The organism is Ferrimonas balearica, assembly GCF_019802085.1.
In the GTDB taxonomy this organism is placed as follows: domain Bacteria; phylum Pseudomonadota; class Gammaproteobacteria; order Enterobacterales; family Shewanellaceae; genus Ferrimonas; species Ferrimonas balearica_B.
On record NZ_JAHVHV010000001.1, the window covers coordinates 778073 to 803337 of the forward strand.

A 25265-nucleotide genomic window follows, 5' to 3' on the forward strand; every position below is an offset into this window, starting at 1 on the left:
ATAATGACTGCTTTATCAGGAGCCTGCCATGCGCGCCCTCACTTACCAGCCTGACCAAGACCGCTTTACCCTGACCGAGCGCCCGGTCCCCACGCCGGGGCCGGGCGAGGTGCTGGTCCGGGTGCTGGCCTGTGGCCTCAACCCGGTGGACGCCAAGATCAATCTCTGGCACGCCCAGGCCCCCGGCATGGGCGCCCACTGGGTGCCCGGGCTGGATGTGGCCGGCGAGATCGTCGGCCTGGGGGAGGGGGTGGACGGTTGGCGCTTGGGCGACTCAGTGCTTTACCACGGCGACATGTTCAAGCCCAGCGGCGGCTACGCCGAGTTTGCCCTGCACAGTGCCGCGACCCTGATCCCCATGCCCAAGGTGACGCCAGAAGAGGCCGCCGCCACCCCCTGTGCCGGTTGGACCGCCTGGCGTGCCCTGGTGGACCGGCTGCAGCTGGCGGGCAAACCCTCGCTGCTTATCGCCGGCGGGGCCGGTGGGGTGGGCAGCTTTGCCGTGCAGATCGCCCGGGATCTCGGGGTGGGGCAGGTTGTCGCCACCTGCTCGGCGGCCAACGCCGACTACGTGCGCGACCTGGGGGCCAGCGAGGTGATCGACTACCGTCAGGAGGATGTCCAGGCCAGGGTGATGGCCCTGACCCAGGGGCATGGTGTGGCTGCGGCCCTGGACGCCGTGGGGGGCGATAACGACATCCTCTGCGCCTCGGTGTTGGCCTACGAGGGCCAGATGGTGGAGCTGGTACGTACCCTGCGCCCCGAGTCCTACCCCGACGCCTTTATGAAGGGGTTGGGGTTTCACCAGCTCTCGCTGGGCTCCGGTCACCGCCATGGCCTGGCCGGCCAGGTGGATCTGGTGGCCGCCGGTCTGGCGTTCAGCGAGCGACTGGAGGCGGGAGCAATCCGCGTGCCCCGGCTTACCCGAGTGGTGCTGGAGGAGGTGGGGGAGGCGCTGATGGCGATGCGCGAGCAGCGCACCGTGGGCAAGCTGGTGATGACGCACTGATTTTCTTGCCCCCGGCCGTTCCGGGCTGGCACTCTGGTGGCAGAATCCTGGACGGAGGGCTTATGGATAAGCCAATCCCGCCCCGCCGGCCTCTTCAGCAAGGGGTCCAGGCGGGGATCATCACCGAGCAGCAGGCCCAGGCGCTGGAAGCCCTGTGGCAACAAACCCCCGAGCCGGCTGCTTCCTCCCGCTTCGACCTGACCCACCTGCTCTACTACCTGGGCGCCCTGATGGCCATCGGCGCCATGACGGTGTTTATGGAGCTGGGCTGGGAGCGCTTTGGCGGCTTCGGTGTGTTGGGCCTGGCGCTGCTCTATGGCGTTATCGGCCTGGGGCTGCAGCGCCAATGGGAGGCCCGCGGCTTGCCGGTGCCGGCGGGCCTGGCGCTGGTGTTCGTGGTGTGCCTGACGCCCCTGGCGGTGTACGGCCTGCTCCAGGGGCTCGGCTGGTGGCCGGAGTCCCAACCCTTCCGCGGCCTGTTTCATCGCATCGCTCCCCACTGGCTGGCGCTGGAGCTGGCCACCCTGCTGGCCGCCGTACTGGCCCTGACCTGGCGCCGGGTGCCCTTTTTGACCTTCCCCCTGGCCCTGAGCCTCTGGTTTCTCTCCCTCGATGTGGCGGAGCTTATCTATGGCGCCCCCCTGGACTGGGCGGCCCGCGGCCGGATCACCATGGTGGTGGGCGCACTGATGATCCTGGCCGGGCTCTACGTTGAGCGACGCCAACGTCAACTGGCGCTGGAAGGGGACTTCGCCTTCTGGATCTTCCTGTTTGGGGTGGTGGCTTTCTGGGGCGGGCTGACCAGCCAGGAGAGTGACAGCGAGTGGGACAAGGCGCTCTACGGCGCCATCAACCTGGGGATGATGTTGCTGGGGGTGCTCTTGGGGCGGCGGGTGTTCACCCTGTTCGGTGCCCTGGGCTTTTTCGGCTACCTGGGCCACCTGGCCTGGGACCTGTTCCGCGACAGCTGGTGGTTCCCGGTGGTGCTGACGGCTTTGGGGGCCTTGGTGATTGGGCTGGGGGTGCTGTGGCAGCGCCACCAGGATAGATGGCAGGCGGCCCTGCGTCGGCGCTTGCCTTGGATGGACAGAACGCCTTAACCGGCCCGCCAGATAAAACGGCGCACCGGGGGCTGGTCTGGCTCCAGCAGGTGGGTACCGGACTCGATAAAGCCCAGACGGGTCAGAAGTCGGGCCGAGGCGTGGTTGTGGGACGCGGTGATGGCCCAAAGCTTGGTGAGCCCCAGGCGGGGGCACTCGGCAGTCAAAATCAGCCGGGCGGCCTCCTGGGCCAGGCCCTGCCCCTGGGCTTCTGGAAGCAGGGCAAAGCCCAGGTCCGGGCAGGGCAGGGTGTCGCGATTGAGCAGGCCACACAGGCCGATGGCCCGTCTCTGGTGCTCCACCACGTAGAGGCCGTAACCGTGCTGATCGTAGTGGGCCTGAAGCTGCTGGCGGATGTACTCAATAGCCTGGGCCTCGGTGCGGATCCCCCGGTCGCCGATGTACTCAATCCACCCCGCACTGTTGACCAGCGCCAGGATAAACGGCGCATCCGTTTCCCTGGCGTGGCGCAGTCGCAAACGTGGGGTGTGCAGCATGGGCGCTCCTTGGCAGGTTGAGGTGGCCTCATGGGTCAGTTTTGCTCGAGTCTGGTCGCCTGAGGACTAGCAAAGGGCCCGAGCCCTCAGACTAACGACTCCACGATACCAAGCCTAGCCATGACCATTCGACTTTTGCCCGTTTTGACTCTGCCCCTGCTCTCCGCCTGCATGATGCACGGCCCCAAGGTGAGCCAGGCGGACGCCCCGCACCACTGCCAGACCCCCTACGGCCAGTTCCACGGTCAGCCCGGGGACGCCACCTTGACTTTCCAGCCCAGCGCCTCGCAGGAGGCGATCAGCCTGCCGGATGCGGTGTACCTGTCTGTGTCCCGGACCGGCGCGCCCGCCCTGGGGGTGTGGTCCTGGCAGCAGGATGGGGCCCACTATGAGCTGCGGGTGGACGGCTACCGCTCGGCGCTGGCCCGCCACCAGTGGCACCAGGGTCAGCTGTTTACCGACCCCGAGCCCGGGAAGGCCCACTGCCTGCTGAGTCCGTGAATCTCCCGTTTTTAGCTATGGATTCCGAAAAGAACTTCAACTAGATTAGATGGATAGGTTGTTTTTTCATCTTTTGGGGAGAAACGATGTCGCGAGCCCTTGGGCTGGCGCTGGTTCTGGCGCTGCTGTGGATTTCCAACTCCGGTCACTTTTCGGCCCTGATGCTGAGTTTTGGCCTGGGCTCCTTGGTGCTGGTGATGTGGCTCAGCCGCCACATGGACTTTTTGCAGCGCCGCAGTCCCCTTAAGATCCACCGCCTGCCCGGTTACTTCCTCTGGCTGCTCGGCCAGGTGGTGATCGCCAATCTGCAGGTGGCCCGCCGCGTCATCGCCGGACCGAAAAGCCTCTCGCCGGCCCTGGGCAAGCTGCCCATGAGCCAGCAGGGGGAGCTCGGCCGGGTGATCTACGCCAACTCCATCACCCTGACCCCCGGCACCATCTCCGTGGCTCTGGTGGACGGCAGCGTGCGGGTGCACGCACTGCACCAGTCCGGCCTGGAGAGTCTGGCCGAGGGCGAAATGGACCGTCGCGTGACGGCGTTGGAGTCCTGATGGTCGCCGCGGCCGCAGCGGGGATCCTGGTGGCCATGCTGCTGGCCCTCGTGCGCGCCTTTGCCGGCCCCACCCTCTACGACCGCATCCTGGCGGTGAACCTGTTTGGCACCAAGACGGTGCTGCTCATCGCCGTGATGGGCTTTTTGATGGGCCGCCCCGACTTTCTCGATATCGCCCTGGTGTACGCGCTGATCAACTTTATCGGCGTCATCGGGGTGCTGCGCTTTTTCGAGCAGACCCGCCGCATGGGCCCGCCGGAGGACGAACAATGAGTGCCCTGGCGATGTGGCTCTCCTGGGCCCTGCTCGGTGCCGGCACGGTGTTCTGTGTGCTGGGGGCCATCGGGGTGGTGCGCTTCCCCGACGTCTACACCCGGATGCACGCCGCCAGTCTCACCGACACTTTGGGCGGCGGGCTGATTTTGCTGGGGTTGGGGCTGCAGGCCGGCTCCGAGGTATTGGTGATCGCCAAGCTGTTCTGGGTGTTTGTGTTCCTGGCCATCACCAGTCCCACCTCCAGCCACGCCGTGGTCAAGGCGGCGATGCGCGGTGGGGTCAAACCCAAGCTGGATCCTTAATGATGTAGAGGCAGGGAGGCCGCCATCGAACTGGTCATCGACATAGTTTTGCTGACGTTTCTGGTGCTTATCGCCATTGCTTTGGTGCGCACCCGGGATCTGTTCGCCTGCGTCATGCTCACCGGCATCTACAGCCTGGTTTCGGCCTCCTTCTTTGTCTTGATGGACGCGGTGGACGTGGCCTTCACCGAGGCTGCGGTGGGAGCGGGGATTGCCACCTTGTTGATGCTGGCCACCTTGACCCTCACCGGCCGCTTCGAGAAGCGCCAGATGCAACAGCCGCGCATGGCCCTGGCGGTGGTGACGGTGACCGGCACCTTGCTGCTCTTTGGCATCGTGGACATGCCGCCCTTTGGTGACCCCAACGCTCCGGCCCAGGAACACGTCGCCCCCCACTACCTGGAGGACTCTCTGGAAGAGGTGGGGGTGCCCAATGTGGTGACCTCGGTGCTGGCCAGTTATCGGGGTTACGACACCTTCGGGGAAACCCTGGTGATCTTCACCGCCGGGGTGGCGGTGCTGGCCCTTTTAGGCCTCAATCGGCGCCACTATCCCACCCGGGCGCTGTCGATGCGCCATTTTCCCATTCTCGGCGTGGTGGGCAAGCTGCTGATCCCACCCATCATGCTGTTCGCCCTCTACGTGCAGTTTCACGGGGACTTTGGCCCCGGCGGGGGCTTCCAGGCCGGGGTGATCTTCGCCGCGGCCGTCATCCTCTATGCCATGGTGTTCGGCCTGGACCAGGCCATGGCGCTCTTTCCCACCACGGCGTTTCGCATCCTGGCCGCCTGCGGGGTGCTGCTCTATGGCGGCGTGGGCCTGGTTTCCCTGGCCCAGGGGCGGGCCTTTCTCGATTACCGCGCCCTGGCGGAGGAGGCCCTGGTGGGCCAGCACATCGGCATCCTTCTGGTGGAGCTTGGGGTGGGGATCACCGTTGCCTCGGTGATGATCCTCATCTTCTTTACCTTCAGCGGCCGTATCGACAAGGAGACGGAGTGATGGCGTTGCTCTCTTTGTTGTCCCAGTACAACTACTGGATCGTGGTGGTGCTGATGATGATCGGCTTCTACATCGTGATTGCCCAGGGCAACCTGGTGAAGAAGCTGATGGGGCTCAGTCTGTTTCAGACCTCGGTGTTCATCCTCTACATCAGCATGGGCAACGTCGAGGGGGGCACCGCCCCCATCCTGGAGCCGGAGTACGGACTCTTCTCCAACCCGCTGCCCCATGTGCTGATCCTCACCGCCATCGTGGTGGGGGTGGCCACCACTGCCCTGGGCCTGGCCCTGGTGGTGCGCATCAAAGAAGCCTATGGCTCCATCGAAGAGGATGAAATTCAAAAGGAGGATGACCGGCAATGTTGAACCATCTGCCCATTCTCCAGGTGATCCTGCCGCTGATGGCGGCCCCCAGCGCGCTGTTCCTGGCCCGGCCGCGGCTTATCAGCACCTTCACCCTGACCGTCTGCACCCTGGCCTTCGGGATCAGCATGCTGCTATGGCACCGCATCTCGGTGCTGGGCCCCTGGAGCTACGCCCTGGGCGGCTGGCAGGCTCCTTGGGGGATTGAGTACCGCATCGATGCCCTGAACGCCTTTTTGATGGTGCTGGTCACCGCCATGGCTTTTGTGGTGATCCTAGCCTCCCGCGACAGCGTGGAGCGGGAAATTCCCCTGCATCGCCAGGGCCCTTTTTACATACTCTTCTTGCTGGCTCTGGCGGGGCTTCTGGGCATTCTGGCCACCGGCGATGCCTTTAACCTCTTTGTTTTCCTCGAGATCTCTTCCCTGGCCTCCTACGCGCTTATCGCCCTGGGCCAGGACCGCCGGGCCCTGTGGGCGGCCTACCAGTACCTCATCATGGGCACCATCGGCGCCACCTTTATCCTGATTGGGGTGGGGCTGCTCTACATGATGACCGGCACCCTCAATATGGCAGATCTCGCCGACCGCCTGCCCCAGGTGGCCTACACCAAGACCGTCTACACCGCCTTCGCCTTTGTGCTGGTGGGGGTGTGCCTCAAGTTGGCGCTCTTCCCGCTGCACCTGTGGCTGCCTAACGCCTACGCCTTCGCCCCCTCGATGGTGACCACCTTCCTGGCGGCCACGGCCACCAAGGTGGCGGTCTATGTGCTGCTGCGCTTTGTCTTCACCGTCTACGGTTTCACCTTCAGTTTCGACCACCTGCCGCTGCAGGAGATCCACCTGATCCTGGGCCTGGTGGGGGTGTTCGCCGCCTCGCTGGCGGCCATCTACCAGGACAACGTCAAGCGGCTGTTCGCCTACTCCTCGGTGGCGCAGATCGGCTACATGATCCTGGGCTTCAGCGTCGCCAGCCACATGGGGCTAGTGGCCACCCTGCTGCACCTGTTCAATCACGCCCTGATGAAGGGCGCCTTGTTCCTGGCCCTGGCGGCGGTGGTGTACCGCACCGGCAGCGCCGAAATGAGCCACTTTGCCGGCCTGGGCCGGCGCATGCCCTGGACTATGGGAGCCATCGTCGTGGGGGGCCTCAGCCTGGTGGGCGTGCCTCTGACCGTGGGCTTTGTCAGCAAGTGGTATCTGGTGCTGGCGATGCTGGAGCGGGGCTGGTGGCCGGTGGCGGTGGCGGTGCTCTTGGGCTCGCTGCTGGCGGTGATCTACCTGTGGAAGGTGGCGGAGGTGGCCTACTTCAAGGGTGACGAGCGCTGTGAGCGTGAAGAGGCGCCCTGGTCGATTCTGGGGCCCACCTGGCTTCTGGTGCTCGCCAACCTCTACTTCGGCATCGACACCGACTTTACCCTGGGGGCCGCCACCCTGGCGGCGGATCAACTGATGGGGGCCACGCCATGAGCCCGCTGTTGATCATTCTGCTGCTGCCCTGGCTCACCGCCCTGGGCATCGTGCTGACCGGCCGCTGGCCCAACCTGCGGGACGGCCTGGCGCTGATCGCCGGGGCGGTGCTCTTTGCGCTGGTGACGCTGCTCTATCCCCTTGGTGTTGGCGTGGAGGCCCTCTCCGGCCCCAGCGCCTTCCCCGGATTGCCCATCGCCTTCTCGGTGGAGCCGTTGGGGCTGCTGTTCGCCCTGGTGGCGGCGGGGCTGTGGCCGGTGACCACCCTCTACGCCATCGGTTACATGCGCAGCCACAACGAGCACAACCAGACCCGCTTCTACGCCTGCTTCGCCATCGCCATTGGCGGGGTGATGGGGGTGGCCTTTGCCGACAACCTGCTGACGCTCTTTATCTTCTATGAGGTGCTGACCCTCTCCACCTACCCCCTGGTGACTCACGCCGGCACCGACAAGGCCCGCAAAGGCGGGCGCACCTATCTGGGGCTTTTGCTGTTCACCTCCATCGCCTTCTTCCTGCTGGCCATGTTGGGCACTTACGCCCTGGTGGGCCACCTGGATTTCCGCGCCGGCGGCGTGTTTGACGATGGCGTGGGGCAGGGGGTGTTGGGGCTGTTGCTGCTGCTCTACCTGTTCGGCATCGGCAAGGCGGCACTGATGCCCTTTCATCGCTGGCTGCCGGCGGCCATGGTGGCACCGACGCCGGTCAGTGCGCTGCTGCACGCCGTGGCCGTGGTGAAAGCCGGGGTGTTCAGCGTGCTCAAAGTGGTGGTGTACCTCTTTGGCGTGGAGACGGTGGCTCAGCTGGCCGTCACGCCTTACCTCCTCTACCTGGCCGCCGCCTCGGTGCTGCTGGCCTCCTTGGTGGCGATGCGCCAAGACAACCTGAAAAAGCGGCTGGCCTACTCCACGGTCAGCCAGCTGGGTTACGTCACCATCGGCGCCTTGCTGGCCACTCAGGCCGGGGTGGTGGCCGGGGCGATGCAGATCGCCGCTCACGCCTTTGGCAAGATCACCCTGTTTTTCTGCGCCGGCGCCATCCTGGTGGCCAGCCACAAGACTGAGGTCAGTCAGCTGGGTGGCCTTGGGCGGCGCATGCCCCTGACCATGACGGCGTTTTTGATTGGCAGCCTCAGCATCATCGGCCTGCCCCCCACCGGCGGCACCTGGAGCAAGTGGCTGCTGGTCGCCGGCGCCCTGGATACGGCGCAGTGGGCCCTGGTGGCGGTGCTGATGCTGAGCACCTTGTTGAATATCGGCTATCTGCTGCCCATCCCGGTGCGCGCGTTCTGGGGTAAAAGTCCGGGTGAGGATACGCCCCGGGAGGGGGGGGAAGCCCCCTGGCCGGCGCTGCTGGCGCTGCTGTTGACCGCCGGCGCCACGCTGTGGCTGTTCTTCTTCCCCGATGTCCTGTTTGAACTGGCCCGGGCGGCAGCGCCGGGCGCCGGAGGTGATCATGGCCCCTGAACGCACCCCCTGGCTGGAGCGCCCCGGCAGCGTGCAGAAGATCTTGTACGGGCTTTACGCCTGCTGCGCCGTGCTGCTGGCCCTGGACTTTGTGATCCACCGTCACGTTGAGCACGCCTTCGAGCGTCTGTGGGGCTTCTACCCGCTCTACGGCTTTGTCGGCTGCGTGGTGCTGGTGCTCATCGCCAAGTGGATGCGCAGCTTCCTGATGCGCGACGAGGACTACTACGACCGTCTGGAGGGCGACAGCGCCAAGGAGGGCGAGGATGATTGAGTGGCCGCCCTTCCTGATCTTCTTCCTCGGGGCGGCCCTGGTGGCCGTCACTCGCGGGCCGGTGCGCACAGTGATCGCCCTGGCGGTGCCCATTTTCAGTGGTGTACTGATGTGGCAGGCGGGGGAGGGCAATCACTGGCCGGTCTCCCTGATGGGGTTGGAGTTGGAGCTCTATCGCAGCGACGCCTTGAGTCGCATCTTTGGCCTGGTGTTCCACATCGCCGCGGCCTTGGCGGTGCTCTTTGCCCTGCACGTGAAGGATACGCTTCAGCAGGTGGCGGGGCTGGCCTACAGCGGCGCCGCGCTGGGGGCGGTGTTTGCCGGCGATTTGCTGAGCCTCTTTCTGTTCTGGGAGGCGATGGCGCTCTCCTCCGTGGCCCTGGTGTGGGCCGGACGCAGCGAGCGGGCCTACCGGGCCGGCTTCCGCTATCTGGTGGTGCAGGTGGTTTCCGGTTTGTTCCTGCTGGCCGGCGCGCTGCTGCACTACCAAAGCACCGGGAGCTTGCAGTTTGACTACCTGGGCCTGAACAGCCTGGCCGGTGCTCTGCTGCTGCTGGCCTTTGGCATCAAATGCGCTTTCCCCATGCTGCACAGCTGGCTGATCGACGCCTACCCCGAGTCCACCCCCACCGGCACCGTGTTCCTAAGTGCCTTTACCACCAAGGTGGCCCTCTACGCCCTGGTGCGCGGCTACCCGGGCACCGAGATTCTGGTGTACGTCGGCGCCGCCATGACCTGCTTCCCCATCTTCTACGCGGTGATTGAGAACGATCTGCGCCGGGTGTTGGCCTACAGCCTGATTAACCAGGTGGGCTTTATGGTGGTGGGGGTGGGGATCGGCACCGAACTGGCGCTCAACGGTGCGGTGTCCCACGCCTTTAACGACATCATCTTTAAAGGGCTCTTGTTCATGTCCATGGGGGCGGTGCTGCAGATGACTGGCCGCATCGACGGCTCGCGCCTGGGGGGCCTCTACAAGACCATGCCCAAGACCACGGTGCTGTGCATCATCGGCGCGGCCTCCATCTCCGCCTTCCCCCTGTTCAGTGGCTTTGTCAGTAAATCCATGGTGATGAGTGCGGCGCTGATGGAGGGGTATCACGGGGTGTGGTTGATGCTGCTGTTCGCCTCCGCCGGCGTGTTCCACCACGCGGGCATCAAGATCCCTTATTTTGCCTTCTTTGCCCACGACAGCGGCCTGCGCGCCCAGGACCCGCCGGGCAATATGCTGATGGCCATGACCATCGCCGCGGCGCTCTGTCTGGCCATCGGCATCTATCCGGCCACCCTCTATGCCCTGTTGCCCTTTGATACCGGCTACTGGCCCTACGACGCCACCCACGTGCTGGCCCAGACCCAGTTGCTGTTCTTCTCCGCGTTGGCCTTCGTTTGGCTGAACCTCAAAAAGCTCTATCCCCCGGAGCTGCCCTCCGTCAACCTCGACGCCGACTGGCTCTACCGCGGCCTCGGCCGACGGGCGCTGACCGGCACCCTGGCCCAACTGTGGCGCTGGGATGCCGCGCTGCGCGCCAAGGCCATGGCCGGCTTCGCCTGGCTGCGCCACTACCTGGCCACCCACGTCCCCTCCGGCGCCCTGGCTGGCAACCGCCTCTCAGGCTCCATGGTGATCTGGGTCGCGGTGATCTTGGCGGGATATCTGGTGCTGAGTTTTCTGCCTTGAGTGGTTTGGGCGGCTAGAGGAAAGTGGGGAAGGGTTGTTGAGTCATTTGATATTGGATGGTGATTTATTCGTGAGGGTGATTAGCTATCCGATATGATTTCTTGTCGGCAGGTCGCTATGCGATATGCGCTGTGCTTGAGTCCGTTGCAGAGGTGCATGAATGAGCGACCATTGGTACGGCAAGAGCGAATGCCCGTAAATTCAATAATTTTGATCCCTAAACATCTATGAAAAGATTGCCGTGCTTCCTAGTCCGCCGGCATATTAAGCAGCTGTTTTAAATATGACTTTCTGATGATGTCAGAGTGGCCAGTAAGTGCTTAGATGTGCTAGTTCTAGCTATAAGGAAGTGAGAGAAGAATCCCCTTTTGATACGCCCACACTTCACTCAATATATTCAATTCAAGAGAAACATATAGCACGGTACAACTACAATAACTTAAATATATGCAATCCAGCTGATTATAGGCCTCTAGTGCTAGTTGTTTAATAAACTGGCTTCTAATGTCTAACTGTTATGAGCGGGAGTGATTTGTCCATGAGAAAGCTAAATCAAGTTATTTTCATCCTATCTTTGTTCTTTATTTCTACTGGAGTAAGTGCTTCGGTATGTGATCCTATTCTTAAGGCCGGTGTTCATGATAAATACTCGACATTTACTAACAGACAGAAATTCACTCAAACCTATAATTTGATCGCTAGTCAGGAGTTCGATAGTTGGGAAAAAGCGAAGTCTTCTGGAGCTGAGATAGGTGTGAATGTTATAGATATAATTGATGTTGCTTTAGGTGGTTCATCCACTCAGCAAAATTATGGAGACCGAAGGAATAAATATTTGTCGATATCCTTCGACAGCTTAGTCTCCAAATTTGGTTATTTGCAGCATCTTGAAGTCGCGAGTTCTACTATCGCTCAAGCTTTCGTAAGATGCATTGAACTAACTAGTCGGGATGTTGGATTTACCGCATGGATAGTACCAGGTAGAAACCTAGCAACATTCGCCATTAACGCTAGAAATGTTAAAACAGGTGGGGATGCAAACTTTACCGTTCAGAAGTTGGGGTTATTTCCCGAAAATAATGTGAGATGCAATAATGAACAAATACCATTCGAAACAGAATCGTCAGAAATTGTATTTAGCTGTATTAAGCCATCAGAAAGTACTATACAAGTAACAATGCAGACTTCCGAAGGGAATTTGACCGGAGTAGATGTTTTGGGATATGAGGATGCAATTAATGAAATAAGGTCACAAATAAATTCTCTGAGTAATAGTGGGTCTCTTGTTCCGAAAGGTGTGATAGCCTTCTTTTCTGGTGAACCTCCCTGTCCGGCTGGTTGGACAGAATACACCGAATTAAGAGGGCGATATGCTGTAGGATTAGTTGCCGGGGGCAATCTTGGTGCTGTTGTAGGAAGCGCTCTAAATGATAGAGAAAACCGTCCGACTGGAAATCATACCCACGATATTCTAAACGTATTTCAGAGGACTCCGGCTCAATATCATTCCGGAGGTGGTAGCGCTTTTGATGACTATCCAAAAACTCTAACAACCACTAATCCAAATAATCCAGCTTCTATGTCCTTTAAGGATGGAACCAACGCACCATACGTTCAATTAACTGCTTGCATCAAGAGATGAGCACAGCTAAAGGGGTCAGAGTGATTGAAACGACCTGCTGACTACTACTCGAAGGTGGCCCAAGTTTTAGCATGACCTAGTCTATGACTCGAATGTCTAGATCTAACTAGTAGAAGCGTCCAGCCTTTTCGTGCTGGCCGGTCGGCGGTGTTCAGTGCCGCTAGATCGCTGCTGAAACTATTCAATTCTATTGGTTTGGGCTGGGCGATAAGCAGATTTGGTGCGGCTAGGTAGTATGTCTTGACCAGCTTTTAGCTGAATTTAACCAAGGCGTATTTGAAGATTGGCGCTTCCACAGGGCTGCAATTTGCCCAAAATGTAGAGTTACCTCGGTAAAGACAGAGGCATGTTCACCGACCCATGCATGAAGCCTACCTATTCAAAGCATCAAAAAACCCCGATGACCAAGTCATCGGGGTTTTTACTGCTTACTGCCTGGAAGGGCTCAACAATTACTTGTTGGCTTTCTTCTCTTTGGCTTCAGCGATAACGGCTTCGGCAACGTTGGCCGGGCACTGGGCGTAGTGGCTGAACTCCATGGAGAACTGGCCACGGCCGGAGGTCATGGTACGCAGGTGACCGATGTAACCGAACATCTCGGCCAGGGGTACGTCGGCCTTGATGCGAACGCCGGTTACGCCAGCTTCCTGGTCCTTGATCATGCCGCGACGACGGTTCAGGTCACCGATAACGTCACCAACGTGATCTTCCGGAGTGAATACGTCTACCTTCATCACCGGCTCCAGCAGCTGCGGAGAGGCTTTCGGCATGGACTGACGGAAGGCGCCCTTAGCGGCGATTTCGAACGCTACAGCGGAGGAGTCAACGGCGTGGAATGCACCGTCGTACAGCTCAACTTCAACGTCCAGAACCGGGAAGCCAGCCAGCGGGCCAGTTTCCATCATGCCGGCGAAGCCTTTCTCAATGGCAGGCCAGAATTCCTTCGGTACGTTACCACCCACAACAGTGGAGGCGAACTTGAAGCCAGTGCCCTGCTCGCCAGGCTTGATGCGGTAGTCGATCTTACCGAACTGACCGGAACCACCAGACTGCTTCTTGTGGGTGTAGCTGTCTTCGATGGGGGCGGTGATGGTTTCGCGGTAGGCTACCTGCGGCTGACCCACTACCAGCTCAACGCCGTAGGTACGCTTCAGGATGTCTACTTTGATGTCCAGGTGCAGTTCGCCCATGCCCTTCAGGATGGTCTGGCCGGACTCTTCGTCGGTCTCAACCACGAAGGACGGATCTTCAGCAACCATCTTACCGATGGCGATGCCCATCTTCTCAACGGAACCCTTGTCCTTCGGCTCAACGGCGATGGAGATCACCGGCTCGGGGAAAATCATCGGCTCCAGGGTGCACTCGTGCTTCACGTCACACAGGGTGTGACCGGTCTGCACGTTCTTCATGCCAACAACGGCGATGATGTCACCGGCCTGGGCGCGGGTCAGTTCAGTACGGTCATCCGCGTGCATCTCAACCATACGGCCGATACGCTCGGTTTTGCCGGTGGCGGAGTTCAGGATGGTCATACCCTTCTCCATCACACCGGAGTAGATGCGGATGAAGGTCAGGGCGCCGAAACGGTCGTCCATGATCTTGAACGCCAGGGCACGCAGCGGCTCGTCGGCGGACACGGTGGCCACTTCGCCAGTCGGCTCACCGGTTTCTTTGTCGGTCAGCGGCTGAGGCGGCACGTCGGTCGGGGACGGCAGGTAGTCAACAACGGCGTCCAGAACCAGCTGGATACCCTTGTTCTTGAATGCAGAACCACAGTAAGTGGGGAAGAACATCAGGTCACGGGTACCTTGACGGATGCAACGCTTGATGTCCTCCAGGGAGGGCTCGGTGCCTTCTTCCAGGTACTCCATCAGCAGATCTTCGTCGGCTTCCAGAGCGGTTTCGATCAGCTCTTCGCGGTAAGCGGCAGCGTCGTCAACCATCTCGGCCGGGATGTCTACAACTTCGTAGTTCTCGGGCAGACCGGAGTCGTCCCAGATGTAGGCTTTCTGAGACAGTACGTCTACAACGCCTTTGAAGTCGTCTTCGATGCCGATGGGCAGAGCCATCACCAGGGGACGAGCGCCCAGGACGTTCTTCACCTGGTCTACAACGCGGTAGAAGTCGGCACCCATACGGTCCAGCTTGTTCACGAAGATCAGACGAGCAACTTCGGATTCGTTCGCGTAGCGCCAGTTGGTTTCGGACTGGGGCTCAACGCCGCCGGAACCACAGAATACGCCAACACCGCCGTCCAGTACTTTCAGAGAACGGTACACTTCCACGGTGAAATCAACGTGCCCGGGGGTGTCGATGATGTTCAGGCGGTGGTCGTTCCAGAAACAGGTGGTCGCAGCGGACTGAATGGTAATACCACGCTCAGCTTCCTGCTCCATAAAGTCAGTGGTGGCGGCACCATCATGAACTTCGCCGGTTTTGTGGATTTTACCGGTCAGCTTCAGGATCCGCTCGGTGGTGGTGGTCTTACCGGCATCTACGTGGGCGAAGATACCGATGTTACGGTACTTGGAAAGGTCTGCCATTTTTGTACTCTATTGGTCAGGGTCAAACAAAATTGCGCGGTAGTATACAGGAATCCCCGGGGTTTACGAAACCTTCGCGTTACCCCGTTGGAGCTCCTGTCACTTGTCACTACGAAGCCTGGCCCCCCGGCGCCTCTGCGCAGGCGTTAACGCGGTGCGATTGGGTGCTGGCGAGGGGTAAGTGTAGGCCGCGCTGCGTCTGATGCGAATGCGGTCAGAACGGAAATTCTTGCCTGTCAAAATGGGCCGTGCCCATTCGTTGAACGCCGTGGCATTGTAGCGGCTTTTAACTCCATGACAAGCCAAGGTTTAGGGGGAGCTGTCCCCCTGGGATCAAACCATCGCAACGCCTTGATGTTGTTCGCTTCTGCCCAGGGCCATTTTCCCCAGCGGATGGGGCCGGTCGAGAAGCGAAATCGGCGTCGATTGGGCGTCAAATCGCGGCAACTTTGCGCCGCATCAACCCCCGATTCCTGCACCTTGCTAAGGTTAAATTGTCGCCACATCAGGCCACGGCAAGGAGCGACCATGAGCGTACGGAAAATGCGCGAACAGCAGCAAGTGGGCATCGAACGGGAGCTGATGCGCGAGCAAAGCTCGGCGCTGGGCCGTTCTGGCAAGGCGCTGAGGGAAGCCATAGTCGAGTATCGGGCGCTGGCCCGCAACCATCCGCGGCGGGACGCGGCCCTGGCCAGGGTGACCGAGCGGCTGTGGCAACTGCAGATGCAGCGGGAATTTGTGGGCTTTGTGGACCACAATCTCGACGCCATCGTGCGCGAATTTGATGTCCCCGCCGAAGCCTTGACCCACCTGGGGGAGGGCAGCCGGCCCAAATCCGCCAAACCCACCCCCCACTGAGCGCCCCGACACTAAGCATCGGGGCCGCATAGTCATTCAGTGGGGCAGGGCGGTGGGGTACACCGTTACTCCCCCACGGCCCCCACCTTCAGCGACAGGTTCTTGTAGCTGCAGTGGCCCGATGGCCCGCGGCCAAATTCACTCTCCTCGTTTACCGTCAGCAGCGCACCGAAGCGTCGCTCGCCCAGGGTGATCTGCCCCAGGGTCTGCTGCTGGGTGCTTTGGCACAGGGCATCGGCCAGGCGGCGATAATCCGCGTTCTCAAGCGAAAGGGCGCGCACCAGGGGGGCATTCTCGTCGTGGTGGCCCTCCTTGATGGGGTTGGCCAGGGCGACGGAAAGCGTCCCATCCCGCCACTGGGCTTCGTCCCCCGGCTGCAGGTAGTGGGTGGTGCCCGGAGTCTGCCACACCCACACCCCCGCCTGACCCAGCACCTGCCAGCGTTCACTCTGGACAATCAGCGCGGTGTTCTCATCCACCCCCACCGCCAGGGCCTGTCCGCTGTGCGCGGCCAGGCGGGCCAGGCGCAGTTGACGGCCTCGCTCGGTAAAGTGGGTGTCGGTGATCCCAGACTCGAACAGCCCCAGGCCCCCCAGGGGCTCGTAGGTCAGGCTGTCGCCTTGAAGCCCCCGACAGGCGGCGCTGCCGTCGCAATCCCGGGCCGGTGGCGGCGCGGCGGTGGGGCCGGTGAGCAGGGCGCTGGCGTTGCTGCCGTTGGTGATCATCACCGGGCCCGCCTGCACCGCGGTGCCGGCACTGGTGCCCCCCACCACCAGGCGGCCTTCGGCCACCCGACGGGCAATCAGGGTCAGCTCGTCGCTGGGGGTGCCGTCCGGGGCGCGCAGGGCCTGCCAGGTCAGCCACTGGTCGCCGCCGTTGATGAACAGGCCATCGGCCCGGGCCAGCAGGTCCAGTCCGGACTGGGGCTGGATGCACAGCTGCTGTTGGGCCGCCGCCAGCTGGGGATAGACTCGGGCCCGGTCGGCGTTGCCCTGCACCTGCTGACGATGCCGCTCCAGGTTGCGGCACTCGTGGGCACGGCGGGCGGATTGCACGCTGGCGTCCAGGGGCAGCCAGTGCACCTCGGCACCGGTGCTGGCGAACAGGCCCTGGTAGAAGTCCCGGGCCTCGAAGGGGTCCCGGGCGCTGCTGGTCATCACCACCAGAACGGGGTGTTTGCCGGGCTGGGTCTTGCCGCCGGCCTGGGCGGCCAGCGCGGCAAAGCGGTTAACCAGCTCTGGCGTGTGGGGGTCTCGGTTGGCCTCCAGGAACACCCGCTCCTCCAGACGCTGGCCGTAGCGGTCGGTTTGAATCGCCTCGAGGCGGTCCACCAGGGTGTACCACTGGGCGTCGGACAGCCCCTGATACCACTGCTCACCGGCCTCGCTGTCCCGCAGGGCGTCGGTAAAATCGGCCTTGCTGATGGGATCGCTGCCTTGGGCTTCGGCCACTGTCGCCAGGTGACGGCGCGCCTGCCGTGCTGCCTCGGCACTGGGCCAGTGCTCGGTGCCGGTGGCGCGGTCGAGGGCCGCCGGGGTCAGGGCCACCTTGAGCTGGGTGCGGGACTGGCGCAGCGCCAGGGGATCCAGCGCGCCGCGCTCGCAGGCCTTGAGGTTTTGGCTGGCGCAGCTTTGCATGCCGCCGCCCACCAGAAACAGGGTGCGCGCCTGGGCGTGTTGTGGGGCGATCAGCAGGCCTAACCCCATCCCCAGGGCGGCCATCCATAATGAATACTTATTCACTTTGCGTTCCAATACTTAGCGTGAGTTATACCGTTATTACTAGGCGGTAACATGCTCTTGACATTCCGGTCAAGAAGCGGGTATTCGTTAAAAAAGCCGGGCCCGAGCGGCCCCATTCTGCCTTGTGACATGGAAGGAAGACAGGACGTAATGCTCAAGAATGCCGCGTCGCTGTCAAACTACTTCTTCGAGAGCTTCTACCTCAGCGAGTGGTTTGACGAATAGCCCCAGACCCATTGGCCTGATGCGCTGAACCCGTTGGTTCAGACCGCGTCGCCGTGCGTTTGGGCGTCACTCGCCCCTCCAGATCTCATCTCACTCCGTAGGAAGCGGATCCCGCTGCCCGTGCCGGGCCGGATCCTGTGGTCTCCAGGTTGGGAGCACAAGGAAGAACACCATGAACAACCCGTTGCTGATGCTGGCTGCCGCCGGCTTTGCCCTGTCCCCCGTGGCCCAAGTGGTGGCCGCTGACACCCCCGAAACCGCCGATGTCGAGCGCATCGAGATCACCGGCTCCCGCATCAAGGGGGTCGACATGGAGGGCGCCCAGCCCCTGGTGACCATCGACGCCGAGGACATCAAAGGCTCCTCCGCCAACTCCCTGTCCGAGCTGCTGCGGGAGGTGGGCCAGACCCGGGGGGGCACCGGCACCTTCTCCACCTCCGCCTCCGGGGCGCTGTCCGGCAGCTCCCCCGCCGGCCAGGCCGCCGGCTCCCTGCGGGGCCTGGGGGCCTCCTCCACCCTGACCCTGATCAACGGCCGCCGGGTGTCCGTCAGCTCCTTTGCTTTCGGCTCGGAGAACTTCGTCGACATCAACGCCATCCCACTGGCGGCCATCGAACGCATCGAGATCCTGCCCACGGGCGCCTCCGCCCTCTACGGGGCCGACGCGGTGGCCGGGGTGATCAACTACATCCTGAAGAAGGACTACGAGGGGCTGGAGCTGAACGTCAGCTACGGCGACTCCGAGGCCAGCACCGACGACAGCAAGAAAAACTTCAACCTGGTGTGGGGCAAGAGCTTCGAGAACAGCAACCTGACCCTGTTCGCCGATTACTACGACCGCAACGCCACCTACCTGCGGGACCGGGCGCAGACCGCCGAGAGCTTCTTCCCCAGCAAGCAGCACGCCTGGGCCAGCTACAACACCCTGTTTTTCGATCTGGCCAAGGACAAGGTGGACCCCAACTGCCCCGATGACATCCGCTTCGATGACCGCGACGACGCCCACCCGGCGGAGCGCTTCTTCGAGTACTGCGCCTACAACAGCAACCAGTACCGGCCCTACGAGCCGGCGTTCGAGCAGTGGGGCGCCGGTGCCACCTACCACTACGACTTTGCCGGCGGCAGCCAGTGGTTCACCGAGCTGATGTTCTCCCACACCGAGGGCTCTGGCGAGTCCAGCTCGGCACCACTCAACGGCTTCGAGGTGCCCTTTTTCGACCCGCGGGATCCGGACCAGCTGCACCCCTCGCTGACCAACGAGGACGGCAGCCTGAACCCCATCGGCCAGGCCTTCGTGGACTTCTACGAAGACGCCTTCGGCGGCATCATCGACGACAGTTACCAGATCTACGGCCGCCTGCCGGACACCCGCCTGGTGGAGAACGAAACCCAATCCTGGCGCCTGGTCACCGGACTGCGCGGCGACTGGGGCGACTGGGCCTGGGAGACGGCGCTCTCCGCCTCCCGCAGCGAGTCCGAGCAGCTGGGCAGCGCCGGGATCGCCAGTCGCAGCAAACTGGAAGCGGCCCTGAACGGTGCCCTGTGTGCCGACGGCAGCATCTGCGAGCCGGGGGAGGGCTTCCTGGTCAGCCCCTACGACGCCTGGGCGCCCCGGGCCGATGGGGTGAACGATCCCGACGCCTGGGATCTCATCTACGAGCAGGTGCCCCGCAACGGCGAGTCCAGCCTCTACACCTGGGACTTCAACCTCTCCGGGGATCTCTGGCAGTGGGACGCCGGGGCCGTGGCCGCCGCGTTCGGCGGCGAGGTGCGCCGTGAGGAGCTGGAGGACATCCCCTCCGAGCTGGCCGAGGGCACCTTTGAAAACGGCTTCCAGCCGGAGGTGATCCGCTTCGGCTCCACCCGGGTGGAGGCGGACCGCACCACCTGGGCGCTGTACGGCGAGTTCCACCTGCCCTTGACCGAGACCCTGGACATGCAGCTGGCCGGCCGTTACGACCACTACAGTGACTTTGGCGGCGACTTTAATCCCAAGGTGGGGCTGCGTTACCAGCCCTGGGACAGCCTGATCCTGCGCGCCTCCTGGGCCTCCGCCTTCCGCGCGCCCTCACTGGCCCAGGTGGGCGCCGGGGTGAAACTCTCCAGCGCCGTGGTGGAGTGCAAATCCGGCATCGCCGAGGGCTACGCCGACTGTGACGGGGCCAGCGACTTCTCCATCGACACCATCGAGTTTGGCAACAGCGACCTTCAGGCGGAGGAGGCGGACTCCTACAACCTGGGCCTGGCCTACAGCCCCACCGAGGAGATCACCCTGACCCTGGATTACTGGCGTTTCGAGCACGAGAAGCTGGTGGCAGTGGACCCGGAGTTTGCCCTGCTGCAGGCCCTGGCCAACCCGGCGCTGCTCTACTGCGACAGCGTCCCGGCGGAGAACGCCCAGGGGGTGCCGGTGCGCTGCGACGACAGTGGCCAGCCGCTGGAGCCGCTGGTGGTGGACGGCGACGTGCATCTGCAGCTGCAAAACCTCGGCACCCAGGAGACCGACGGGGTTGATCTCACCTACACCCACTACTTCACCGGCCTGGGCATCGACTGGACCTTCCTGGCGGACGTTACCCATGTGCTCTCCTTCAAGCGCCAGAAAAGCGCCAGCGTGGGCGAGGAGGAGTTGGCGGGCACTTACCAGTATCCGGAGACCCTGGCCACCACCACCTTGCGCTTCGACCGCAACGCCTGGTTCGGCTCCCTGACCGCCCTCTACACCAGCGGCTACGAGGACAACGATCTGGACGCCCTGAGCTACTTCGACCTGGAGCGTCTGGGGATCACCGCCGACCGCGAGGTGCCCTCCTGGACCAAGGTCAACGCCCAGGTGGGCTACGACATCGGTGATCACCACACCCTGCGCCTGGCGGTGGAGAACCTGTTCGACCGCGAAGCGCCGGTGGTGTACGGCAGCAGCCAGAACGTGGACGTGTTCAACCACGACATCCTGGGCCGCTACTACCGGGTGAGCTACACCTTCCGCTTCTAACGAATGGGCCGGCCCCGCCATGGTGGGGCCGGCGACCTTCCTGACAAGGACATCACCATGTCTCAAACTGCGCGACCGGCCATGCCGGACGCCCTGGTGCTGCTCGCCCTGGTGGCGCTGCTGGCCTGGGGCGTAACCCACTGGGTGCCCGCCGGTCAGTTTCTGCTGAGCGGTGAGGGGGGCGAGCGCCAGCTGGTGCCCGGCAGCTTCCGGGTGGTCGAGTCCCACTCGCCGGTGCCCCTGTTTGCCGAACAGGGCCAGATGGGGCTGGCCAATCTGCTGTTCGAAGGCCTGGTGGCCGGCTCCAAGTGGGGCAGTGCCGTCGGTGTCGCCGCCTTCCTGCTGGTGGTGGGCGGGGCCTTCGGCATCCTGTTGGGCTCCGGCAGCCTGGACCGGGCCATACTGGCCGCCATCGGACGGGCGACCCGAGGCCAGGATCTGGTGCTGCCGGGGCTGTTTTTTCTGTTCTCCCTGGCCGGGGCGGTGTTCGGCATGGGGGAGGAGGCGATCGCGTTTTGTCTTATCCTGGTGCCCACCCTGGTGCGCCTGGGCTACGACAGCCTAAGCGCCGTGGCCTGCTGCTACCTGGCCACCCAGCTGGGCTTTGCCGCCAGCTGGATGAACCCCTTCAGCGTGGCCCTGGCCCAGGGGATCGCCGCGGTACCGCTGCTCAGCGGCGCGCCCCTGCGCCTGGCGCTCTGGGCCGGACTCACCGCCCTGGGGATGGCCTTCGTCTGGCGTCATGGCCGCCGCGTCCGGGCCCACCCCGAGGCCTCTCCCACCTACCACAGCGACCGCCACTGGCGGGAGCGGGCCCAGGCCCAGTCGGTGGCGCCACTGAGCCACTGGGACCGGCTTATCCTGCTGCTGACCGCATTGGGGCTGGCCTGGGTGTGCTGGGGGGTGATGGCCCGGGGCTACTACCTGCCGCAAATTGCCGCCCAGTTCTTCGCCCTGGCCCTGGTGGTGGGGGTGGTGGCCCGGCTCGGCGGTCTTTTTCCAAGCCTCAACGATCTCTCCCGACACTTCAGTGAGGGGGCAGCGGCCCTGGTACCGGCGGTGCTGGTGGTGGCCCTGGCCAAGGGGGTGGTGCTGGTGCTCGGCGGCGACGACCCCGGGGCGCCGTCGGTGCTCAACACCCTGCTTAATGGCGCCGGCAACGCCTTTGGCGATTTGGGCCAGGCCAGCGCCGCGGCGCTGATGTTCTGGTTCCAGTCCGCCTTCAACCTGCTGGTCAGCTCCGGCTCCGGCCAGGCGGCGCTGACCATGCCGCTGATGGCCCCCCTGTCGGATCTCCTGGGCCTGACCCGCCAGGTGGCTGTGCTGGCCTTCCAACTGGGGGATGGGCTGACCAACGTGCTGATCCCCACCTCCGCCGCCCTGGTGGGTTGCCTGGGGGTGGCCAGGGTGAGCTGGGGCGTTTGGGTGCGCTTCGTCGGGGGCTTTATGCTGATGGTAATGCTGCTGGCCACCGCCGTGGTGATGGCCGCGGCCGTAATGGGATACCAATGATGATCACCTTGATTAAACAGGCACAAACCTACGCCCCGACACCTCAGGGGCGCTGCGACATCGCCCTGGCGGGGGAGCGGATCCTGGCGATGGGGCCGGAACTGACACTCGATACCAACCTGCCCCACGAGGTGGTGGACGGCCAGGATACCCTGGCCTGCCCGGGCTTTATCGACTCGCTGGTGCACATTACCGGTGGCGGCGGGGAGGGGGGCTTTCACACCCGCACCCCGGCCATGGGGATCACCGAGGCCACCCTGGCGGGGGTGAGCACCGTGGTGGGGGCCCTGGGCACCGACGCCACCAGCCGCACCCTGCCGGATCTGCTGGCCAAGTGTTATGCCCTGCGCAACCTGGGGCTGGGCTGTTACGTCTACACTGGCGGCTACCAGGTGCCGGTCAAAACCCTGCTGGGGGACATCACCGACGACATCCTGCTGCTGGGCCCCTGCATCGGGGTGGGGGAGGTGGCCATCGCCGATCACCGAAGCAGTCACCCCAGCGCCCATGAGCTGGTTCGCCTGGCCAGCCAGGCCCGCAATGGCGGCCTGTTGGCGGGCAAGGGAGGCGTGGTCTCCATCCACCTGGGGGACGACCCCACCGGCCTGGACTGGCTGCACCGGGTGGTGAGCGACAGCAACCTGCCTATAAGCCAGTTCTACCCCACCCACGTCAATCGCAGCGAAGCGGTGTTCAATGCTGCTTTGCGCTACGGCCAGGCCGGCGGCTGGGTGGACATCACCACCAGCACCACCGAGGAGCTGCTGGCCCAGGGGGAGGTGGCGGCGGCCAAAGCCCTGGCACGTTTGCTGGGGGCCGGAGTGGCGTCGGCGCAGATCACCTTCAGCTCCGACGGCAACGCCAGCCTGCCCCGATTCGATGAGGCGGGGCGGTTGCAGGGGCTGCAGGTGGGGCGGGTGGCCAGCCTGCACCAGGCGGTGCGCTCGGCGATATTGGAGGAGGGGGTCGCAACGGAACAGGCCCTGGCCTGTGTCACCGCCAACCCGGCGCAGATCCTGGGGCTGTCGGATCGGGGCACCCTGGCGTTGGGCCAGCGGGCGGATCTTCTGCTGTTGGATGCCCAGAGTCTGGCGGTAAGGGATCTGTGGTGTGGCGGCAAGCGGATGGTGTCAGAGGGCTCGGCCCGGGTGACCGAGCCCTTCTAAGGCGTCAGGGGATGAGCACAATCTTGCCCACGTGCCCCTTGGCCAGAAACACCTCCTGGGCCTGGCGAATCTCTGCCAGGGGGAAGCGCTCGGCCACCAGGGGGGCGATCTCGCCGTTTTCGATGTAGCGCACCAGGTTCTCAAAGACGCGGCGGGGCTGGTAGGTGCAGCCGAAGAAGGTGAGATCCTTAAGGTAGAGGGTGCGCACATCCAGCTCCACCAGGGGGCCGGCCACGGCGCCGGCCACCGCGTAGCGGCCGCGGGGGGCCAGCAGGTTCAGCCACTCACCCCAGCTGGGGCCCGCCACCAGATCGAGGATCACATCCACGCTGTCGGCGCCCAGCACCGCCATGGGGTCATCCTGGCGATCCAGCACCTTCTCGGCCCCCAGGGCCTTCAACGCCTCGGCCTTGCTGGCGCTGGAGAGGGCGTAGATCACCGCCCCGCGGCGCTTGGCCAGCTGAATGGCCGCCGAACCCACGCCACCGGAGGCGCCGGTGATCAGCACCCGGTCCCCGGGGCCCACGCCGGCCCGATCCACCATGTTCTCGGCGGTGGAGTAGGCGCAGGGGAAGCTCGCCAGCTCGGCGTCCGTGAGGCTGGATTGCACCGCAAAGGCCTCGCTGGAGGCCACCTTAGCGTACTGGGCGAAAGCGCCGTCGCACTCGGATCCGAAGGTGATAAAGCCGCTGGGGCCGGCCATTGGGGACTCGTGCATGGGGCGCACCAGCACCCGCTCGCCGATGCGCCCGGCATCGACGCCGTCACCCACCGCCACGATGTGACCACAGCAGTCCGCCCCCTGGATGCGGGGAAAGTGCAGCGGCTCGCCGGACCAACTGGCGTCTTCGTCGTCCAGCTGATCAAAGCCCTGCTGGCCGCCGTCGTTGGTCTGGCCGCTGATCGACTTGGAGTACCAGCCGATGCGGGTGTTGATGTCGGTGTTGTTGATGGCTGCGGCGGCCACCTGGATCAGCACCTCGCCGGCGCCCAGGGTGGGCAGCGCCAGGTCCTGGCGGTAGACCAGGGTGTCCAGGCCGCCGTGGCCGGTCAGCTGCACGCCCTGCATGGTGTGAGGCAGAGAGGAAACCATGATGTCGCTCCTGTGTGGAAGGGGAGGCCTAAATCGTGGACAGCACGCTACGGGATCCCTTAAGGTTCAGGCAAACGAAATTAATTTTTGTCTAAATCAAAAAAACTGAATCATCATGTCGGATATCCTGAATCCCGGCGGGGCGCCGCCGCTGGACCTGGAACTGCTGCGCACCTTTTTGGCGGTGATCCAGGCCGGCGAGCTCAAACAGGCCGCCCAGACGGTGAATCGCTCCCAGGCGGCGGTGAGCATGCAGTTGAAGCGGCTGGAGGCCCAGCTGGGGGTGCGCCTGATGGTGCGCTCCAACCAGGGCATTCGCCTGACCGAAGCCGGCAGCACCCTTCAAGGCTACGCCGAGCAGCTGTTTCGGCTCAATGCCGCCACCTGGTCCGCCATCACCCAGCCGGTGCAGGGGGGCACCCTGCGCTGCGGCATTCCCACCGACTACGCCCAGGCCTTTGTCCGCGATGTCATCCCCGAGCTGCAGGCCGACTGGCCCCAGCTGGAGTGTCGACTGGTGTGTGCCCCCAGTCGACGCTTGAAGGAGCAGCTGGCCCTGGGTCAACTGGACATCGCCATCGTTTCCGATGAGGCCGGTGTGGCCGGGGCCCTGTGGCAGGAGCGGCTGCTTTGGGTGGGGCCGAAAAGCGGCGCCCTGGCTGCGCGGCGGCCTCTGCCAGTGGCAGTGCTGGAGGCCGATTGTTTGGTGGCGGACTGGGCCCGGGAGGATCTCGACGCCCTGGACCTGCCCTGGCAGGCGGTGATCCGAAGCCCGGTGCTGGAGAACCTGGCGGCCATGGTCAGTGCCGGCCAGGCGTTGGCCCTGCTGCCCGAGTCTTTGGTGTGCCGGCGGCGCATGGCGCCTTTAGGGCCTCCCTTCCCACAAAAACGGGCGCTGGCGATGCGCCTGGTCCACAGTCCGGATCTGGCGCCGGAAACCGCCTTGCGGCTCAGTCGCAGCCTGAAGGCCGCGGCCCTGAACCTGCAGCTGGACTGACGC

At 63.5% G+C, this 25265-nt stretch carries 22 protein-coding genes; 18 read left to right on the top strand and 4 right to left on the bottom strand.

Going from position 1 to position 25265, the window contains the following annotated elements; translation table 11 throughout:
- The first annotated feature begins 28 nt into the window (after positions 1–28).
- Positions 29–1009, top strand: coding sequence for a zinc-binding dehydrogenase (locus KUV81_RS03560; protein ID WP_222542468.1), 981 nt, complete (start codon positions 29–31; stop codon positions 1007–1009).
- Positions 1010–1071: 62 nt separating this feature from the next.
- Positions 1072–2109 (top strand): DUF2157 domain-containing protein, encoded by a 1038-nt coding sequence (locus KUV81_RS03565; RefSeq protein ID WP_222542469.1) that lies wholly within the window; start codon positions 1072–1074, stop codon positions 2107–2109.
- Here the strand turns inward: KUV81_RS03565 and KUV81_RS03570 are convergent.
- Positions 2106–2606 carry a GNAT family N-acetyltransferase gene (locus KUV81_RS03570; RefSeq protein ID WP_222542470.1) on the bottom strand — a complete coding sequence of 167 codons (501 nt, stop codon included), beginning with the start codon at positions 2604–2606 and terminating at the stop codon, positions 2106–2108. The genes KUV81_RS03565 and KUV81_RS03570 overlap by 4 nt on opposite strands.
- A gap of 120 nt (positions 2607–2726) precedes the next feature.
- Between KUV81_RS03570 and KUV81_RS03575 the strand changes: the two genes are divergently transcribed.
- The 11 genes from KUV81_RS03575 to KUV81_RS03625 all read left to right on the top strand — a co-directional run bounded on the left by KUV81_RS03575 (position 2727) and on the right by KUV81_RS03625 (position 12131).
- Positions 2727–3107 (top strand): hypothetical protein, encoded by a 381-nt coding sequence (locus tag KUV81_RS03575; RefSeq protein WP_222542471.1) that lies wholly within the window; start codon positions 2727–2729, stop codon positions 3105–3107.
- Between the two features lie 86 nt (positions 3108–3193).
- The gene (locus KUV81_RS03580; protein WP_222542472.1) at positions 3194–3658 is read left to right on the top strand and encodes a Na+/H+ antiporter subunit E; all 465 of its coding nucleotides are present in this window, start codon (positions 3194–3196) and stop codon (positions 3656–3658) included.
- Complete coding sequence (locus KUV81_RS03585) at positions 3658–3933, top strand: monovalent cation/H+ antiporter complex subunit F (protein WP_222542473.1); 276 nt, start codon at positions 3658–3660, stop codon at positions 3931–3933. The genes KUV81_RS03580 and KUV81_RS03585 overlap by 1 nt, the downstream gene beginning before the upstream one ends.
- Complete coding sequence (mnhG, locus tag KUV81_RS03590) at positions 3930–4238, top strand: monovalent cation/H(+) antiporter subunit G (RefSeq protein WP_222542474.1); 309 nt, start codon at positions 3930–3932, stop codon at positions 4236–4238. The genes KUV81_RS03585 and mnhG overlap by 4 nt, the downstream gene beginning before the upstream one ends.
- Before the next feature lie 48 nt (positions 4239–4286).
- Positions 4287–5237, top strand: a complete 951-nt coding sequence (locus tag KUV81_RS03595) for a DUF4040 domain-containing protein (protein ID WP_409995544.1) — start codon at positions 4287–4289, stop codon at positions 5235–5237.
- Positions 5237–5602: a cation:proton antiporter subunit C gene (locus tag KUV81_RS03600; protein ID WP_222542475.1), complete on the top strand. Its 366-nt coding sequence runs from the start codon at positions 5237–5239 to the stop codon at positions 5600–5602. Before KUV81_RS03595 ends, KUV81_RS03600 begins: the two co-directional genes overlap by 1 nt.
- On the top strand, positions 5596–7068 hold the full coding sequence (locus tag KUV81_RS03605; protein WP_222542476.1) for a monovalent cation/H+ antiporter subunit D family protein: 1473 nt from the start codon (positions 5596–5598) through the stop codon (positions 7066–7068). The genes KUV81_RS03600 and KUV81_RS03605 overlap by 7 nt, the downstream gene beginning before the upstream one ends.
- Positions 7065–8534, top strand: a complete 1470-nt coding sequence (locus tag KUV81_RS03610; RefSeq protein WP_222542477.1) for a proton-conducting transporter membrane subunit — start codon at positions 7065–7067, stop codon at positions 8532–8534. The genes KUV81_RS03605 and KUV81_RS03610 overlap by 4 nt, the downstream gene beginning before the upstream one ends.
- Positions 8524–8808: a hypothetical protein gene (locus KUV81_RS03615; protein WP_222542478.1), complete on the top strand. Its 285-nt coding sequence runs from the start codon at positions 8524–8526 to the stop codon at positions 8806–8808. The genes KUV81_RS03610 and KUV81_RS03615 overlap by 11 nt, the downstream gene beginning before the upstream one ends.
- On the top strand, positions 8801–10489 hold the full coding sequence (locus KUV81_RS03620; protein ID WP_222542479.1) for a Na(+)/H(+) antiporter subunit D: 1689 nt from the start codon (positions 8801–8803) through the stop codon (positions 10487–10489). Before KUV81_RS03615 ends, KUV81_RS03620 begins: the two co-directional genes overlap by 8 nt.
- Positions 10490–11027: 538 nt before the next feature.
- Entirely contained in the window at positions 11028–12131 is a 1104-nt protein-coding gene (locus KUV81_RS03625; protein ID WP_222542480.1) for a hypothetical protein, read from the top strand.
- Between the two features lie 452 nt (positions 12132–12583).
- Here the strand turns inward: KUV81_RS03625 and fusA are convergent, their stop codons facing one another.
- Positions 12584–14674, bottom strand: coding sequence for an elongation factor G (gene fusA, locus KUV81_RS03630; protein ID WP_222542481.1), 2091 nt, complete (start codon positions 14672–14674; stop codon positions 12584–12586).
- Positions 14675–15202: 528 nt separating this feature from the next.
- Between fusA and KUV81_RS03635 the strand changes: the two genes are divergently transcribed.
- Positions 15203–15532, top strand: coding sequence for a DUF6665 family protein (locus KUV81_RS03635; protein ID WP_222542482.1), 330 nt, complete (start codon positions 15203–15205; stop codon positions 15530–15532).
- 65 nt (positions 15533–15597) lie between these two features.
- Here the strand turns inward: KUV81_RS03635 and KUV81_RS03640 are convergent, their stop codons facing one another.
- Positions 15598–17274, bottom strand: a complete 1677-nt coding sequence (locus tag KUV81_RS03640) for a cyanophycinase (RefSeq protein ID WP_222542483.1) — start codon at positions 17272–17274, stop codon at positions 15598–15600.
- A 397-nt stretch (positions 17275–17671) separates the two neighbouring features.
- On the opposite strand from KUV81_RS03640, the gene KUV81_RS03645 reads away from it, so the two are divergent.
- From KUV81_RS03645 to iadA, 3 genes are read left to right on the top strand one after another with little or no spacing between them, the layout of a single operon-like run.
- A complete protein-coding gene (locus KUV81_RS03645) occupies positions 17672–20494 on the top strand; it encodes a TonB-dependent receptor plug domain-containing protein (RefSeq protein WP_222542484.1) in 2823 nt (940 codons plus the stop codon).
- A gap of 57 nt (positions 20495–20551) precedes the next feature.
- A complete protein-coding gene (gene yfcC, locus KUV81_RS03650) occupies positions 20552–22006 on the top strand; it encodes a putative basic amino acid antiporter YfcC (RefSeq protein WP_222542485.1) in 1455 nt (484 codons plus the stop codon).
- Entirely contained in the window at positions 22006–23172 is a 1167-nt protein-coding gene (iadA, locus tag KUV81_RS03655; RefSeq protein WP_222542486.1) for a beta-aspartyl-peptidase, read from the top strand. The genes yfcC and iadA overlap by 1 nt, the downstream gene beginning before the upstream one ends.
- Before the next feature lie 4 nt (positions 23173–23176).
- Here the strand turns inward: iadA and KUV81_RS03660 are convergent, their stop codons facing one another.
- Entirely contained in the window at positions 23177–24265 is a 1089-nt protein-coding gene (locus KUV81_RS03660; protein ID WP_222542487.1) for an alcohol dehydrogenase family protein, read from the bottom strand.
- Positions 24266–24380: 115 nt separating this feature from the next.
- Here KUV81_RS03660 and KUV81_RS03665 point away from each other — a divergent pair, with 115 nt between their 5' ends.
- On the top strand, positions 24381–25262 hold the full coding sequence (locus KUV81_RS03665) for a LysR family transcriptional regulator (protein WP_222542488.1): 882 nt from the start codon (positions 24381–24383) through the stop codon (positions 25260–25262).
- Positions 25263–25265 lie beyond the last annotated feature (3 nt).